This window comes from Microbacterium sp. FW305-3-2-15-F-LB2 (assembly GCF_058787255.1).
In genome coordinates, this window is sequence record NZ_JBYSZO010000001.1 from 1,424,313 (window position 1) to 1,437,614 (window position 13,302).

Consider the following 13,302-nt stretch of genomic DNA (forward strand, 5'->3'; position numbering starts at 1 on the left):
ATCAGGACGAGGCCTTCTCGGCTGCTGCTCCGACGAGACCGATGTACTCGTCGCCGTAGCTCGTGCCGATGTTCAGCGGCGTCGGGGTGATGGCGGACGAGAGCGTCGAGCCGCTCTCGATGACGGCGATCGCGCCCTTGGCGACCGCGGGGATCTTCGACAGGAGCGGGTCGGCCTGCATGGCGCTGATCATGCCGTCGGCACCGTACGCGACCATCATCTCGACGTCGGTGAAGTTCTCGATCTGCTCGGTGCTGGGCGTGAACCAGAAGGTTTCGGAAGCTGCCGACTGCGAGGCGACGTACGACGACGGGGCGAGCCCGAGCTCCTCCAGGTATCCCATGCGGGGGTCGAGCGTGTTGTAGAAACCGAGGGTCGACAGGTTCGTCGGGTCGAAGTAGGTCAGGAGCGACTTCTTGCCCGCGAGGGCGGGGTACTTCGCCACTTCGTCAGCGATGTGCTGCTCCTTATCGGACACGAGCTTCTCCGCCTCGTCCTTCAGTCCGAGGGCCGTGCCGTCGAGCACGGTCATGTCCTGCCAGGTGGTGCCCCAGGCGACGCTCTGGTAGGTCACGACCGGCGCGATCTTGCTCAGGGTGTCGTACTGCTCTTGGGTCATGCCCGAGTAGGCGGCGAGGATGACATCGGGCTGCGCGTCGGCGATCGCCTCGTAGTCGTAGCCGTTCGTCTCGTCCATGAGCGTGGGGGTCTCGGCCCCGAGCTCGGCGAGCTTGTCCTTGGTCCAGGGCAGGAGGCCGTCGCCGTCTTCGTCGCCGTAGGTCACCTTCGGCATGGCGACCGGGACGATGCCGAGTGCCAGCGCGACGTCCTGGTTGCCCCAGTCCACCGTGACGACGCGCTCGGGCTTGGCGTCGATCGTGGTCTCACCGAAGACGTTCCCGATCGTGAGGGGGAATGCCCCGTCCGCCGTCGTGGAGGCCTCCGAGGCGCCGGGAGCGGCGGAGGTGCCGGCGCAGCCGGTGAGGACGAGGGCCGTGCCGGCGGCGAGAGCAGCCAGCGCGCGGTATCGGGACACAGAGGACCTCCTGCGGGTTAGGTAAGGATAGGCTTAGTTTAGATCACGCCCCGTCGGCGACCGCAAACCGGGATGCCATCACCTGGGCCGGAACCTCTCGACGGCGAGGTAATCGCCCGGCGACGTATACTGGGTGGCTGGCCACCTCGGCCGCCCCTCCCTCTCCTTCAACGAACGGACGTCTGCTGTGCTCGCCGTGCACGATCTCGAGATCCGCGTCGGCGCGCGCGTGCTGATGTCGGAGGTGTCGTTCCGCGTCTCGGACGGCGACAAGATCGGACTCGTCGGCCGCAACGGCGCGGGCAAGACCACGTTGACGAAGGTCCTCGCCGGCGATCTGCTGCCCTCGGCGGGTGGCGTCGACCGCATCGGCGAGCTGGGCTACCTGCCGCAGGATCCGCGCTCCGGTGATCCCGAGATGCTCGCGCGTACGCGCATCCTCGACGCTCGCGGCCTCGGCACGCTCGCCCTCGGGATGCAGGAGGCGTCGCTTGCGATGGCCAGCGACGACCCCGCCATCGCCGCGAAGGCGATGAAGAAGTACGGCAACCTCACCGAGCGATTCGAGGCCCAGGGCGGATATGCGGCGGAGGCCGAGGCGGCATCCATCGCTCACAACCTCTCTCTCCCCGACCGGATCCTCGACCAACCGCTCAAGACGCTCTCGGGCGGCCAGCGCCGTCGCATCGAGCTGGCTCGCATCCTGTTCTCGGACGCCCAGACGATGATCCTCGACGAGCCCACCAACCACCTCGACGCCGACAGCGTCGTGTGGCTGCGCGAGTTCCTGAAGGGGTACAAGGGCGGACTCATCGTCATCTCGCACGATGTCGAGCTCGTGGGCGAAACGGTGAACCGCGTGTTCTACCTCGACGCGAACCGCCAGGTCATCGACGTCTACAACATGAACTGGAAGAACTACCTGCGCCAGCGCGTGGCCGACGAGGAGCGCCGCAAGAAGGAGCGCGCCAACGTCGAGAAGAAGGCCACGGCGCTGCAGCAGCAGGCCGCCCGGTTCGGGGCCAAGGCCTCCAAGGCCGCGGCCGCGCACCAGATGGTCGCGCGCGCCGAGAAGATGCTGTCGGGTCTGGATGACGTGCGTCAGGACGAGCGCGTCGCGAAGCTCCGGTTCCCCAAGCCGGCACCGTGCGGCAAGACCCCGCTCATGGCATCCGGTCTCTCGAAGTCGTACGGCTCGCTCGAGATCTTCACCGACGTGGACCTCGCGATCGACCGCGGGTCGCGGGTCGTCATCCTGGGTCTGAACGGTGCGGGCAAGACGACGCTCCTGCGCATCCTCGCCGGTGTCGACAAGCCGGATACCGGGCAGCTCGAGCCCGGACACGGACTGAAGATCGGCTACTACGCCCAGGAGCACGAGAACCTCGACGTCAACCGGTCGGTTCTCGACAACATGATGTCGGCCGCCCCCGACATCACGGCCACCGAAGCGCGCAAGGTCCTCGGATCGTTCCTCTTCGTCGGCGATGACGTGCTGAAGCCCGCCGGGGTGCTCTCCGGTGGCGAGAAGACGCGTCTGTCGCTCGCGACGCTCGTGGTGTCGTCGGCCAACATGCTGCTGCTGGATGAGCCGACGAACAACCTCGACCCGGCCTCCCGCGAAGAGATCCTCGGCGCCCTCGCCCACTACGAGGGCGCGGTCGTGCTCGTGTCGCACGACGAAGGGGCCGTCGAGGCGCTGAACCCCGAGCGCGTGCTGATCCTGCCGGATGGCGTCGAAGACATTTGGGGCCGCGACTACGCGGACCTCGTGACGCTGGCGTAGCTCCTCCGCTCACCGGATCGGATGCCGCTGCCGCGGCGTCCCGGCACGGTCAGCGCGCCACGGTCACCGCGCGCCGACGGGGGTGTCCCGGCACGGTCAGCGCGCGTCGAGCAGGGCGTCTTCGTCGTCCGCGTCGCGATCCTTCGGACGCTTGCGGGAGCGGTGGAGAGCGACGGGGTCGACCCGGCGACGCTCGGTCGAGGCCTTCTCGGGTTCGGGCGTCAACACGAGGTCGTCCTCGTCCTCGTCCTCCTCCTCGTGACGGAGCTTCCGTTCGCTGACGATCACATACGTGATGAAGCCGAAGCCCATCACGGCGAACAGGATCCACTGCACCGCGTACGACAGGTAGGGGCCGGGGTCGTTGCTCGGCGGGTCGACGGGAGAGGGTGCGGTGGCCGGCGCCGGGGACTCCGACATGAGCAGCCCGTAGGCGCCCTGCTCGATCGGCCCCGTCTGCTCGGCGACGAGACCGAGGTTGATCGTCGGTACCTGTCCGGGCTCGGCGGTGCGCCCCGAGGTCGGTGCGGCTTCCTCGGGCCGCAGTCGCACCTCGACGGTGACCGTGCCCGACGGGGGCGCCGGGATCTCGTCCGGATCCGCTTGACGGTTCCCGGGCGGGAGCCAGCCGCGATCGACGAGGAACGTCCGCCCGTCGTCCAGACGGAACGGGACGAGCTGCTCGAAGGCGGCCGACCCTCCGTGCGCACGGTTGCGGACGAGCAGCTGCTCGTCCGAGAGGTACTGACCCTGCATGCGTACGGGACGCCACTCGTCGGCCGGGTTCATTCGCGCGCCCGGAGCGAGCAGCTCGGCGAGGGGCACGGGCGCGGCGTCGTAGTTGTCGGTGACGAGCTGCAGCTGTTCGCTGCGCTCGGCGTTGCGGGAGAACTGCCAGTTCGACAGGAACCCGCAGGCGATCGCGAAGACGATCGCGATACCGACGTACATGGTCCAACGCGCGGCCGTGGGCATCTCTCGCGCGCTCATGACCCGTCTCCGCTGCGAGCGCTCCCGGGGTGCACGGCTGTCGAACGCGCACGAACGGACCGCCGTGCGCGGCGCGCGCTCACTTCGACAGACCCGGCCACGTCATCCAGGGTACGTCGGTCGGAGCAGCCCCGTGCTCATGCGCGTCCGCTCGTCAGGGCGGCGACCTCGACGGGGAAATCGCGTGCCCTCAGGAACTCCCGCAGGTAACCCACGTGCTCTGGGCACGCGACCCAGGTCTTGCGTCGATCCGCGGTGTGGATGCGGGGATTGCGCCAGTGGATCGCCCACTCCGCCTGCGCGCGGCAACCGGCTCGGGAGCAGTGGACGGTGTCGTCGGTCACGACCGCTCGTCGCGCGGCTGCTCGAGACGGGGGGTCTCAGCGATACGGATGACGGTCGGAGCCTCAGCGGCGGGGGCGGGGGGAGCGGACGCGGCCGTCTCGATCATGCGCTCGGGGTTCACGGCGTCAGGCACCTCGGCATCCTGCCCGACGTTCGCGACGATCACCGCCAGATACGGGAGGAAGATAGCCCCGGCCGCGAAGACGAACGTGTACCACCCGTAGGGGGTCACGACCGCCATCGCCACGAAGCACGCGATGCGGATCCCCATCATCACCATGTACTTGGTGAAACGGGATCCGGCGTCGTCCCGCGGAGCCTGCGGGAGCGACGTCGCTGATTGGGCACGAGACGATGTCTTCACGGTGAACCCAGGGTACGCCCGTCCCGCCCGGGCGGGATCCGTTTAAGCGCCGTATCGAGATGACTGGCTCGCCGCGATTCCGATGCTCACGAGCAGTCCGATCACGAACAGCACGATGGCGCCGATGCCGACCCAGCCCACGATGGTGCCGGCGAGCGCCATTCCGCGTCCCTTCTCGCCGGTTCGCTTGATCTGCCCGAGCGAGATGTGTCCCGTGACCACCGCCGCGATCGGTCCGATGACCGGCAGGATCCAGAGGAATCCCGCGATGGACGCGACGAGCGAGATGATCGAGAGCACGTTGGTGCGCACGGTCGAGTAGGCGGATGCCGCGTACTGCGCGGCACCGTACTGTTCGGCGCCGTACGGAGCCGCGCCGTATGTCGGCGCGGCGGGGTTCTGGCCGTAGGCGGGAGCGCCGTACGGCGGCGCGGGGGGCGCGTCATAGCGGGGCACCGGCGGCGCGTCGTATGCGGGAGCAGCCGGCGCAGCGGCGGGAGCGTCGGAACCAGGACCCGCGGGTGCGCTGTAAGTGGGCGGGGCATACGCCGGCGCGTCCGGGACGGGCGGGACCGGAGGGGCAGCGTGCGAGCCGTCGGGCGCGCCGGCCGTCGTCGGCGTGTCGTGCCCGTCGGGCGATGCGGGAGTCTGGTTGTCGCTCACAAGGAGTCCCTTTCGTCGTGCTCGCCCCCAGGCTTCCAGCGGGCATCGGCCGTGTCAAACGCCGACACCCCCGAGGGACGCGGGCTCCTGGGTAGGCTGGGCCGGTTCCGTCCCTCGCACCGCAGGAGTCTCATATGTCGCAGGACCGCGTCGTCGTCGTTACCGGAGGCAATCGGGGCATCGGTCGCGCCATCGCCGAGCGTTTCGTCGCCGAGGGGTGGCGGGTCGCGGTCACCGCCCGTTCGGGCGAAGGTCCGGAGGGCGCGCTCACGGTTCGCGCGGACGTCACGGATGCCGCCGCCGTGGACGCCGCGTTCAGCCAGATCGAGGCCGAGCTCGGCCCGATCGGTGTCGTGGTGGCCAACGCGGGCATCACCAAGGACACCCTGCTGCTGCGCATGAGCGAGGACGACTTCGACAGCGTCGTCTCCACGAACCTCGGCGGGGCGTTCCGCGTGGTCAAGCGCGCCTCGAAGGGGATGTTGAAGGCACGGTGGGGCCGCGTCATCCTCATCTCGAGCGTCGTCGGTCTGTACGGGTCGGCGGGCCAGATCAACTACTCGGCGTCCAAGAGCGCTCTCGTCGGCTTCGCCCGATCGCTCACGCGCGAGCTCGGCGGACGGGGGATCACCGCGAACGTCGTGGCGCCCGGTTTCATCGAGACCGACATGACCGCGGAACTCCCCGCGGACACCCAGGCGGAGTACAAGAAGAACATCCCCGCGGGCCGCTTCGCCTCGGCCGACGAAGTCGCGGGAGTCGTCACCTGGCTCGCCGGCGACGACGCCGCCTACATCTCGGGGGCTGTCATCCCGGTCGACGGTGGCCTCGGCATGGGCCACTGAGAGAACCTGCCTCCCGTAGCGCCGGCGCGGCGTCTGCGCCGGTCGAGGAGATCCCGGGCTCAGCGCACCGCGCCCCGCAGCTTCGCCGCGAACGTCTCGGGTTGTGAGAACTGCGGCCAGTGCCCCGAGCCGAGCGTGATGACCTCCGTGTCGCGGATCGCGGAGAACTCGTCGGCCCACGCACCCCACTCCGCCAGCGCGTGCGCGAGGGTCGTGGCATCCAGCTGCCCGGAGAGCACGGTGACGGGAACGTCGTAGCGACGGTCGTCCGACAGCGGCAGCGGGTCGGTGGGGACGGCGCCCGGCACGTCGACGGCGCGCTCGGCGACACGCTGTCGCGTCTCGTCGTCGAGATCGGCGATGTCGGGCTCATCGAAGAAGTCCCACCCCGGGAACGGCACCACACCGTCGCGGATGGGGAACTCCGAGATCATCGCCCCGGGGGGCGGTGGCATCGTGTCCACGAACACGACACGACGGACGCGGTCGGGTCGGGCATCGGCGGCTCCCCAGACGACGTTGCCGCCGCCGGAGTGACCGACGAGCACGACCGAATCCGCCGCGCCATCGATCTCGGCGACGACCGCCGCGACCCAATCGCCGATGCGGGCATCGGGGGCTGCCGGGAGGGTGAGCGGGTGCACGGTGTGCCCCGCCTCGGTGAGCGCCGGTGTCACGGCATCCCACGACGATGCATCGAGCCACAGGCCCGGAACCAGAATCACGTCCATGGCGAGACCCTACGCGCGGCTTCCGACATCGCGGGAGGGCGGACCGGATGCTAGCGCGGCAGCAGCGGAACGACCTCGGCCAGGTCGACGCGACCGATCACGAGGTCAGCGTTCGCGCGGACCGCGGGCTTGGCGTTGAAGGCGAGGCCGAGTCCGGCTGCCTCCATCATGCGCAGGTCGTTGGCGCCGTCGCCGATCGCGAACGTCAGGGCCATCGGCACGCCGTGATCGGACGCCCACTCGCGCAGGGTGTCGGCCTTGGCCGTGGCATCCACGATCGGTCCGTCGACCTCGCCCGTGAGCGCCCCGTCGGCGACGGCGAGCCGATTGGCGCGCCACACGTCGACGCCGAGGTCGGGCGCGACGGTATCGAGCACCTCGTGGAACCCGCCCGAGACCACGCCGACGAGGCCGCCGCGCGCGTGGACCGTGTCGATGAGCTCGCGGACTCCGGGAGTCGGTTCGATGCGCGCGATCGCGCGGGCGAACGCCTCGACCGGCACTCCGGCGAGCGCCGCGACCCGCGTCCGCAGGCTCGTGGCGAAGTCCACCTCGCCTCGCATCGCCGCCTCGGTCGCGGCGGCCACCTCGGCGCCGCGGCCCGCTTCGTCGGCGAGCAATTCGATCACCTCGTTGCGGATGAGGGTGGAATCGGCATCCAGGACGACGAGGAAACGGACGGGCTCGGGCACGGCCTCGACCCTAGCGCGTCACGTGGCGACGCACTCGGCAGGGGCGGCAGCGGCGCGCGTAAGCTCAAAAAGCCCGTGCCCGCAGCCGAAAGGACCACTCCCATGGCCGACGTCGAAAGCTTCACACTCGATCACACCGCCGTTCTCGCCCCCTACATCCGCCTCATCGGCACCGAATCGGGTCCGCGCGGCGATGTCATCTCGAACTTCGACGTGCGCCTGGTGCAGCCCAACGAGGGCGAGATCCCCACCGCCGGCATCCACACGATCGAGCACCTGCTCGCGAGCCTCCTGCGCGACCGCATCGACGGCGTCATCGACATCTCGCCGTTCGGCTGCCGCACCGGCTTCCACCTGATCATGTGGGGCGAGCCCGACCTGGGGGACGTCGTCACGGCCGTCACCGACTCGCTGCGCGCGATCGCCGAGGACGTCGAGTGGGAGGACGTGCCGGGAGTCGACGCGTTCAGCTGCGGCAACTACCGCGACCACAGCCTTCACACGGCGCGCGAGTGGTCGAAGCTCGTGCTGTCCCAGGGCATCAGCCGCGACGCTTTCGCCCGCGTCGGGGTCTGATGTTCGCCGAGCTCCGCGGCCGAGTGATCCTCGTCACCGGAGGAGCGAACGGCATCGGCGACGGCGTCGCCGCCGCGTTCGCTGAGGAGGGGGCGGTCGTCGTCCGCGCGGACACCGCCTACCCCTCCGGTGCCCTTCAGCGAACGGCCGAAGGCGCCCGTGTCGCGCTCGACGTGACCGATGAAGCCGCCGTCGAACGCGTCGTGGCCGAGGTCGAGGGCGAGCTCGGACCGATCGAGGTGCTCGTCCACGCGGCGGGCACGTCGACGATGGCTTTCGGGGTCGACACGACCGAGGCCGAGTGGGATCTGAACCTCGACGTCAACGCGAAGGGATCGTTTCTCGTCGCGAAGCACGTCGCGCGGGGTCTTCGTCGCGCCGAGCGTCCGGGCAGCATCGTCCTCATCGCGTCGCAGGCGGCGAAGAACGGGTATCGCGGCATGTCCGCGTACGTCGCGTCGAAGCACGCCGTGCTCGGGCTCACCAAGACTCTCGCGACCGAGCTCGCGCGGGAGCAGATCCGCGTCAACGCCATCTGCCCCGGCATCATCGAGACGCGCATGAAGCAGCGGGAGCGTCGCGAGGGAGCCGAACTTCGCGGCCTGACGGTGGCGGACATCGAGGCGGAGGACCGCTCCCAGGTTCCGCTCGGTCGCACGGGAACGCCGCAGGACGTCGCGGGGGTGGCGCTCTTCCTCGCGAGCGACCTCTCGTCGTACATGACCGGGCAGGGCATCAACGTCACCGGTGGCATGACGATGCACTGACGGCCTACGGATGCCAGAAGGGGCGGTGACCGCACTGGTCACCGCCCCTTTCGGCATCCGGGTCTGGCCGGCATCCGGGCTCAGGCGTCGACGCGGACGTCCTTCCCGACCACGGTGATACCCGTCTCGGTGACGGTGAAGCCCCGCGCGAGGTCGCGTTCACGGTCGACGCCAATCGTCGCTCCGGGAGCGAGGGTCACGTTCTTGTCGAGGATCGCGCGGTGGATGCGGGCACCCGCACCGACCTGCACGCCGTCGAACAGGACCGAGTCGGTGATCGTCGAGCCGCCGCCGGCGAGCGCCCACGGACCCACGACGCTGCGCTCGAGGTGCGTGCCCGAGAGCACCGATCCGAGCGAGACGATCGAGTCGATCGCGTTGCCGATGCGCCCGACCGAGTCGCGGACGAACTTCGCCGGGGGAGCGTTGAAGGTCTGCGAGAAGATCGGCCAGTCGGTGTTGTAGAGGTTGAAGATGGGGAGGGTCGAGATCAGGTCCATGTGCGCGTCGTAGAACGACTCGATCGTGCCCACGTCCCGCCAGTACGACCGGTCGCGCGGGGTCGACCCGGGCACGTCGTTGCGCTGGAAGTCGTAGACCGCAGCCTCTCCGCGATTGACGAAGTACGGCACGATGTCGCCGCCCATGTCGTGGGCGGAGGTCGGCAGTTCACCGTCGTGCGCGACGGCCTCGACGAGCGCGTCCGCGTCGAAGATGTAGTTGCCCATCGACGCGAGTACCTCGTGCGGAGCGTCGGCGAGCCCGGTGGGGTTCTGCGGCTTCTCGAGGAACGCGCGGATCATCGTGGGATCGCTGGGGTCGGTGTCGATGACGCCGAACTGGTTCGCCAGCGAGATCGGTTGACGGATGCCAGCGACGGTGGCCCGCGCGTCCGAGGCGATGTGCGCGTCGAGCATCTGCGCGAAATCCATGCGGTAGACGTGATCGGCGCCGATCACGACGACGATGTCGGGCTTCTCGTCGCGGATGAGGTTCATCGACTGCAGGATCGCGTCGGCCGATCCCGAGAACCACCGCTTGCCCAGTCGCTGCTGGGCGGGGACGGATGCCACGTACGAGCCGAGCATCGGCGACATGCGCCACGTCTGCGAGATGTGGCGATCGAGGCTGTGCGACTTGTACTGGGTCAGCACGACGAGCTGACGCAGTCCCGAATTGATGAGATTCGAGATCGCGAAGTCGATCAGGCGGTACTGACCCCCGAACGGCACGGCGGGTTTGGCGCGGTCGGCCGTCAAGGGCATGAGTCGTTTGCCCTCGCCGCCGGCGAGGATGATTCCGAAGACCTTCGGCGCTGCAGGCATGGCACAACACTAGGGGTCGAGTGCGATCGCGGGAACCGGCACGCGGCGGGGGTTGCGCTGCGCTACGGTTCGTCTCATGCGCGTCGATGTCGTCACCAAGGAGTACCCGCCGGAGATCTACGGGGGAGCGGGTGTCCACGCGACCGAGCTGGTCCGTGCGCTCCGCGCGGAGGGCACCGAAGTGCAGGTGCGGGCCTTCGGGGCGCCGCGCGACGAGGCCGACACGACGTCGTACGCCGTGCCGAGCGAACTGGCATCCGCCAACGGGGCGATCCAGACGCTGGGCACCGATCTCGAGATCGTGTCCGACGTCGCCGGCGCCGATGTCGTGCACTCTCACACCTGGTACGCGAACTTCGCCGGACACCTCGCCTCGTTGCTGCACGGCATCCCTCACGTGGTGACCGCACACAGCCTCGAGCCGCTGCGCCCCTGGAAGGCCGAGCAGCTCGGGGGCGGCTACGCCGTGTCCAGCTACATCGAGAAGACCGCCTACGAGGGGGCCGCGGCCGTCGTCGCGGTGAGCGAGGGGATGCGCGCCGACATCCTGCGCAGTTACCCGACGCTCGACCCCGACAAGGTGCGGGTCATATACAACGGCATCGACACCGAGGCGTGGCATCCGGTGACGGACGACGCATTCCTCGCCTCGGTCGGCATCGATCCCTCGCGGCCCTCGGTGGTGTTCGTCGGGCGCATCACGCGTCAGAAGGGGCTGCCGTACCTGCTCCGCGCGGCCGAGCAGCTGCCCCCCGACGTGCAGCTGGTGCTCTGCGCCGGCGCGCCCGACACCCCGCAGATCCTCGCCGAGGTCGAGGAGCTGGTCCGCGGACTCCAGGCCACGCGTGAGGGCGTGGTGTGGATCGACCGACTGCTGCCGCGCCACGAGCTGTGCGCGATCCTGACCTCCGCGACGACGTTCGTGTGCCCCTCGGTGTACGAGCCGCTCGGCATCGTCAACCTCGAGGCCATGGCGTGCGGCGCGGCCGTCGTCGGTACCGCGACGGGCGGCATCCCCGAGGTCGTCGTCGACGGCGTCACCGGACGTCTCGTGCCCATCGAGCAGGTGCAGGACGGCACCGGCACGCCCGTCGATCCCGAGCGCTTCGTCGACGACCTCGCCCGGGTGCTCACCGAAGTGGTGACGGATGCCACGCGAGCGGCGGAGTACGGCGAGGCCGGGCGTCGCCGCGCGATCGAGGACTTCAGCTGGGCCGCGATCGCCCAGACGACAGCGGCGCTGTACGCCGAGGTCGCGGGTCGGTAAACCTCGCGCCGAGGGGTGCGCTGGTGCCGGGCATCGGCGTCTCCGGCCGTTAGGCTGGACGCATGCCGCAGGTTCTGGAGTTCTCCGACGTCGTCGTCCGCCGGAACGCCCGGGATATCGTCTCCCACCTCGACTGGTCGGTTTCGGACGATGAACGCTGGGTCGTCCTCGGTCCGAACGGCGCCGGCAAGACCACGGTGCTGCAGCTCGCCGACACGCTCCTGCACCCCACGTCGGGTGCGGTCACGATCCTCGGCGAGCGTCTCGGCCGCACCGACGTGTTCGAACTACGTCCGCGCATCGGTTTCGCCTCGTCGGCGATGGCGCGTCGCGTGCCGCCCGAGGAGACGGTGCTCGACGTCGTGCTGACGGCCGCCTACTCGGTGACGGGTCGCTGGCGCGAGGAGTACGACGACATCGACGAGCGTCGCGCGCTGCGCGTCCTCGCGGAGTGGCGTCTCGACCACCTCGCCGACCGCACTTTCGGGACGCTGTCCGACGGCGAGCAGAAGCGCGTGCAGATCGCGCGCGCCGTGATGACCGACCCCGAGCTCCTTCTCCTCGACGAGCCGACCGCGAGCCTCGACCTCGGCGCGCGCGAAGAGCTGCTGGCGCTGCTCTCCGGGTACGCGCAGGCCCCGACCACGCCCGCGATGATCATGGTCACGCATCACGTCGAGGAGATTCCCGTCGGGTTCACGCACGTCCTGCTGCTGCGGGACGGCGAGGTCGTGGCATCCGGGCCCCTGTCCGAGGCGCTCACGGCCGAGAACCTGTCCGCGACCTTCGGGGTGCAGATCACGCTGACCCAGGATGCCGGCCGCTACGCGGCGCGCGCATCGTCCTGAGGGTCGCATGGCCGACGTCGTGATCGGGCCTCGGGCCTGGTAGACTCGTCCTTTGGTGCCTCCGGCGCCGCAGACTTTGACCGTCCTGGCAGAATCCAGGGCACCACTTCTCAAAGGACCTCCCATGAAGACTGACCTCCACCCGGACTACCGCGCCGTCGTGTTCCGCGACCTCGGCTCGGGCGAGACGTTCCTCACCCGTTCGACGGTGACGAGCGACAAGACGATCGAGCTCGACGGTGTCGAGTACCCCGTTATCGACGTGGAAATCTCGTCGGCCTCGCACCCCTTCTACACGGGTAAGCAGCGCATCATGGACTCGGCCGGTCGCGTCGAGAAGTTCAACCAGCGCTTCAAGAACTTCGGCGCGCGCTGAGTCGCGGCGGTTCTCGCCGGAAGCCCTCGTCCTTCGGGACGGGGGCTTCCGCCATTTCTGGTGGGTGTCGGCGCCGCGCGACTGATTCTCACCGGACCAGGCGCACCGTGCGCGGGATCGGGCCGAACGAGGACTCGGCGCCGTCCGGGCGGAAGCCGTTCCGCAGGTAGAAGGCGTGCGCGCGCGGATTGTCGGCGGCGACCCAGAGTGAGGCCGGGCGGTCGGCGAGCACGGCGTCGAGCAGCGCCTGCCCGGCACCCGAGCCGTGGGCGCTGCGGAGCACGTAGATCATCGTGAGTTCCTCGGGACGGACGGCATCCGGTTCCGCCGTCGGTGTCGTCGAGGCGAATCCGACGATGCCCCCCTCGCCTTCCGTCACGGCCGTGGTGTGGGAGTCCTCCCGCAGAGTGGCCTGCCACATGGCGATCCGGCGGTCAACGCGGAACCACCGGCTTGTGTCCGGGTCATCGACGAACTTGCCGTACGTTTCGCGCCAGGATGCCGCGTGCACGCGGGAGATCGCCTCGGCGTCGGAGAGACGGGCGCGGCGCACCCGGAAATCACCGGCACCGGCGTTCGCCTCGGAGTCGGGTGCCGGCGCGGGCGTCTCGGGGTCGCGGGCGGGATCCATACCGGGCAGCGTAACGTTGCGCGACCGCGAGACCTCGGAGACCTCCCGAGGTCAGCGTGC

16 protein-coding genes are annotated in these 13,302 nt (G+C 69.5%); 7 read left to right on the forward strand and 9 right to left on the reverse strand.

Annotated features, from left to right (window positions below; genetic code table 11):
• Position 1: 1 nt before the first annotated feature.
• Positions 2 to 1,036, reverse strand: a complete 1,035-nt coding sequence (locus tag AC3WLZ_RS06905) for an iron-siderophore ABC transporter substrate-binding protein (RefSeq protein ID WP_492469547.1) — start codon at positions 1,034 to 1,036, stop codon at positions 2 to 4.
• 187 nt (positions 1,037 to 1,223) lie between these two features.
• Here AC3WLZ_RS06905 and AC3WLZ_RS06910 point away from each other — a divergent pair, with 187 nt between their 5' ends.
• The gene (locus AC3WLZ_RS06910; RefSeq protein ID WP_492470952.1) at positions 1,224 to 2,822 is read left to right on the forward strand and encodes an ABC-F family ATP-binding cassette domain-containing protein; all 1,599 of its coding nucleotides are present in this window, start codon (positions 1,224 to 1,226) and stop codon (positions 2,820 to 2,822) included.
• A gap of 96 nt (positions 2,823 to 2,918) precedes the next feature.
• Here AC3WLZ_RS06910 and AC3WLZ_RS06915 read toward each other — a convergent pair whose 3' ends face one another.
• The 4 genes from AC3WLZ_RS06915 to AC3WLZ_RS06930 form a co-directional block, all read right to left on the reverse strand.
• The gene (locus tag AC3WLZ_RS06915; RefSeq protein WP_492469548.1) at positions 2,919 to 3,812 is read right to left on the reverse strand and encodes an SURF1 family cytochrome oxidase biogenesis protein; all 894 of its coding nucleotides are present in this window, start codon (positions 3,810 to 3,812) and stop codon (positions 2,919 to 2,921) included.
• A gap of 137 nt (positions 3,813 to 3,949) precedes the next feature.
• Positions 3,950 to 4,156: a hypothetical protein gene (locus AC3WLZ_RS06920; protein WP_492469549.1), complete on the reverse strand. Its 207-nt coding sequence runs from the start codon at positions 4,154 to 4,156 to the stop codon at positions 3,950 to 3,952.
• Complete coding sequence (locus tag AC3WLZ_RS06925) at positions 4,153 to 4,521, reverse strand: DUF3099 domain-containing protein (protein WP_412924355.1); 369 nt, start codon at positions 4,519 to 4,521, stop codon at positions 4,153 to 4,155. Before AC3WLZ_RS06925 ends, AC3WLZ_RS06920 begins: the two co-directional genes overlap by 4 nt.
• Positions 4,522 to 4,563: 42 nt before the next feature.
• On the reverse strand, positions 4,564 to 4,977 hold the full coding sequence (locus AC3WLZ_RS06930) for a DUF4190 domain-containing protein (RefSeq protein ID WP_492469550.1): 414 nt from the start codon (positions 4,975 to 4,977) through the stop codon (positions 4,564 to 4,566).
• Positions 4,978 to 5,318: 341 nt separating this feature from the next.
• Between AC3WLZ_RS06930 and fabG the strand changes: the two genes are divergently transcribed.
• Positions 5,319 to 6,029 carry a 3-oxoacyl-ACP reductase FabG gene (fabG, locus tag AC3WLZ_RS06935; RefSeq protein ID WP_492469551.1) on the forward strand — a complete coding sequence of 237 codons (711 nt, stop codon included), beginning with the start codon at positions 5,319 to 5,321 and terminating at the stop codon, positions 6,027 to 6,029.
• A gap of 59 nt (positions 6,030 to 6,088) precedes the next feature.
• Here fabG and AC3WLZ_RS06940 read toward each other — a convergent pair whose 3' ends face one another.
• Positions 6,089 to 6,760, reverse strand: coding sequence for an alpha/beta fold hydrolase (locus AC3WLZ_RS06940; protein ID WP_492469552.1), 672 nt, complete (start codon positions 6,758 to 6,760; stop codon positions 6,089 to 6,091).
• A gap of 50 nt (positions 6,761 to 6,810) precedes the next feature.
• Entirely contained in the window at positions 6,811 to 7,452 is a 642-nt protein-coding gene (gene serB / locus AC3WLZ_RS06945) for a phosphoserine phosphatase SerB (RefSeq protein ID WP_492469553.1), read from the reverse strand.
• Between the two features lie 102 nt (positions 7,453 to 7,554).
• Between serB and AC3WLZ_RS06950 the strand changes: the two genes are divergently transcribed.
• Together AC3WLZ_RS06950 and AC3WLZ_RS06955 are read left to right on the forward strand one after the other, a co-directional pair.
• Entirely contained in the window at positions 7,555 to 8,028 is a 474-nt protein-coding gene (locus AC3WLZ_RS06950; protein ID WP_492469554.1) for an S-ribosylhomocysteine lyase, read from the forward strand.
• Positions 8,028 to 8,795 carry an SDR family NAD(P)-dependent oxidoreductase gene (locus tag AC3WLZ_RS06955; protein ID WP_492469555.1) on the forward strand — a complete coding sequence of 256 codons (768 nt, stop codon included), beginning with the start codon at positions 8,028 to 8,030 and terminating at the stop codon, positions 8,793 to 8,795. Before AC3WLZ_RS06950 ends, AC3WLZ_RS06955 begins: the two co-directional genes overlap by 1 nt.
• Positions 8,796 to 8,875: 80 nt before the next feature.
• Here AC3WLZ_RS06955 and glgC read toward each other — a convergent pair whose 3' ends face one another.
• Positions 8,876 to 10,120, reverse strand: coding sequence for a glucose-1-phosphate adenylyltransferase (gene glgC / locus AC3WLZ_RS06960; RefSeq protein ID WP_492469556.1), 1,245 nt, complete (start codon positions 10,118 to 10,120; stop codon positions 8,876 to 8,878).
• 76 nt (positions 10,121 to 10,196) lie between these two features.
• On the opposite strand from glgC, the gene glgA reads away from it, so the two are divergent.
• The 3 genes from glgA (at position 10,197) to AC3WLZ_RS06975 (ending at position 12,611) form a co-directional block, all read left to right on the forward strand.
• Positions 10,197 to 11,387, forward strand: a complete 1,191-nt coding sequence (gene glgA, locus AC3WLZ_RS06965; RefSeq protein ID WP_412924363.1) for a glycogen synthase — start codon at positions 10,197 to 10,199, stop codon at positions 11,385 to 11,387.
• A 62-nt stretch (positions 11,388 to 11,449) separates the two neighbouring features.
• On the forward strand, positions 11,450 to 12,235 hold the full coding sequence (locus AC3WLZ_RS06970) for an ABC transporter ATP-binding protein (protein ID WP_412924364.1): 786 nt from the start codon (positions 11,450 to 11,452) through the stop codon (positions 12,233 to 12,235).
• A gap of 124 nt (positions 12,236 to 12,359) precedes the next feature.
• Positions 12,360 to 12,611: a type B 50S ribosomal protein L31 gene (locus tag AC3WLZ_RS06975; protein ID WP_412924365.1), complete on the forward strand. Its 252-nt coding sequence runs from the start codon at positions 12,360 to 12,362 to the stop codon at positions 12,609 to 12,611.
• An 88-nt stretch (positions 12,612 to 12,699) separates the two neighbouring features.
• Here the strand turns inward: AC3WLZ_RS06975 and AC3WLZ_RS06980 are convergent, their stop codons facing one another.
• Positions 12,700 to 13,242, reverse strand: a complete 543-nt coding sequence (locus AC3WLZ_RS06980; protein ID WP_492469557.1) for a GNAT family N-acetyltransferase — start codon at positions 13,240 to 13,242, stop codon at positions 12,700 to 12,702.
• Positions 13,243 to 13,302 lie beyond the last annotated feature (60 nt).

What these genes read in the sequence shown, in the direction of transcription:
- AC3WLZ_RS06950 (WP_492469554.1), top strand. Translation starts at nt 7,555, where the DNA reads ATGGCCGACGTCGAAAGCTTCACACTCGATCACACCGCCGTTCTCGCC.
- glgC (WP_492469556.1), bottom strand. Translation starts at nt 10,120, where the DNA reads ATGCCTGCAGCGCCGAAGGTCTTCGGAATCATCCTCGCCGGCGGCGAG.
- glgA (WP_412924363.1), top strand. Translation starts at nt 10,197, where the DNA reads ATGCGCGTCGATGTCGTCACCAAGGAGTACCCGCCGGAGATCTACGGG.
- AC3WLZ_RS06915 (WP_492469548.1), bottom strand. Translation starts at nt 3,812, where the DNA reads ATGAGCGCGCGAGAGATGCCCACGGCCGCGCGTTGGACCATGTACGTC.
- AC3WLZ_RS06970 (WP_412924364.1), top strand. Translation starts at nt 11,450, where the DNA reads ATGCCGCAGGTTCTGGAGTTCTCCGACGTCGTCGTCCGCCGGAACGCC.
- AC3WLZ_RS06980 (WP_492469557.1), bottom strand. Translation starts at nt 13,242, where the DNA reads ATGGATCCCGCCCGCGACCCCGAGACGCCCGCGCCGGCACCCGACTCC.
- AC3WLZ_RS06940 (WP_492469552.1), bottom strand. Translation starts at nt 6,760, where the DNA reads ATGGACGTGATTCTGGTTCCGGGCCTGTGGCTCGATGCATCGTCGTGG.
- AC3WLZ_RS06975 (WP_412924365.1), top strand. Translation starts at nt 12,360, where the DNA reads ATGAAGACTGACCTCCACCCGGACTACCGCGCCGTCGTGTTCCGCGAC.
- fabG (WP_492469551.1), top strand. Translation starts at nt 5,319, where the DNA reads ATGTCGCAGGACCGCGTCGTCGTCGTTACCGGAGGCAATCGGGGCATC.
- AC3WLZ_RS06955 (WP_492469555.1), top strand. Translation starts at nt 8,028, where the DNA reads ATGTTCGCCGAGCTCCGCGGCCGAGTGATCCTCGTCACCGGAGGAGCG.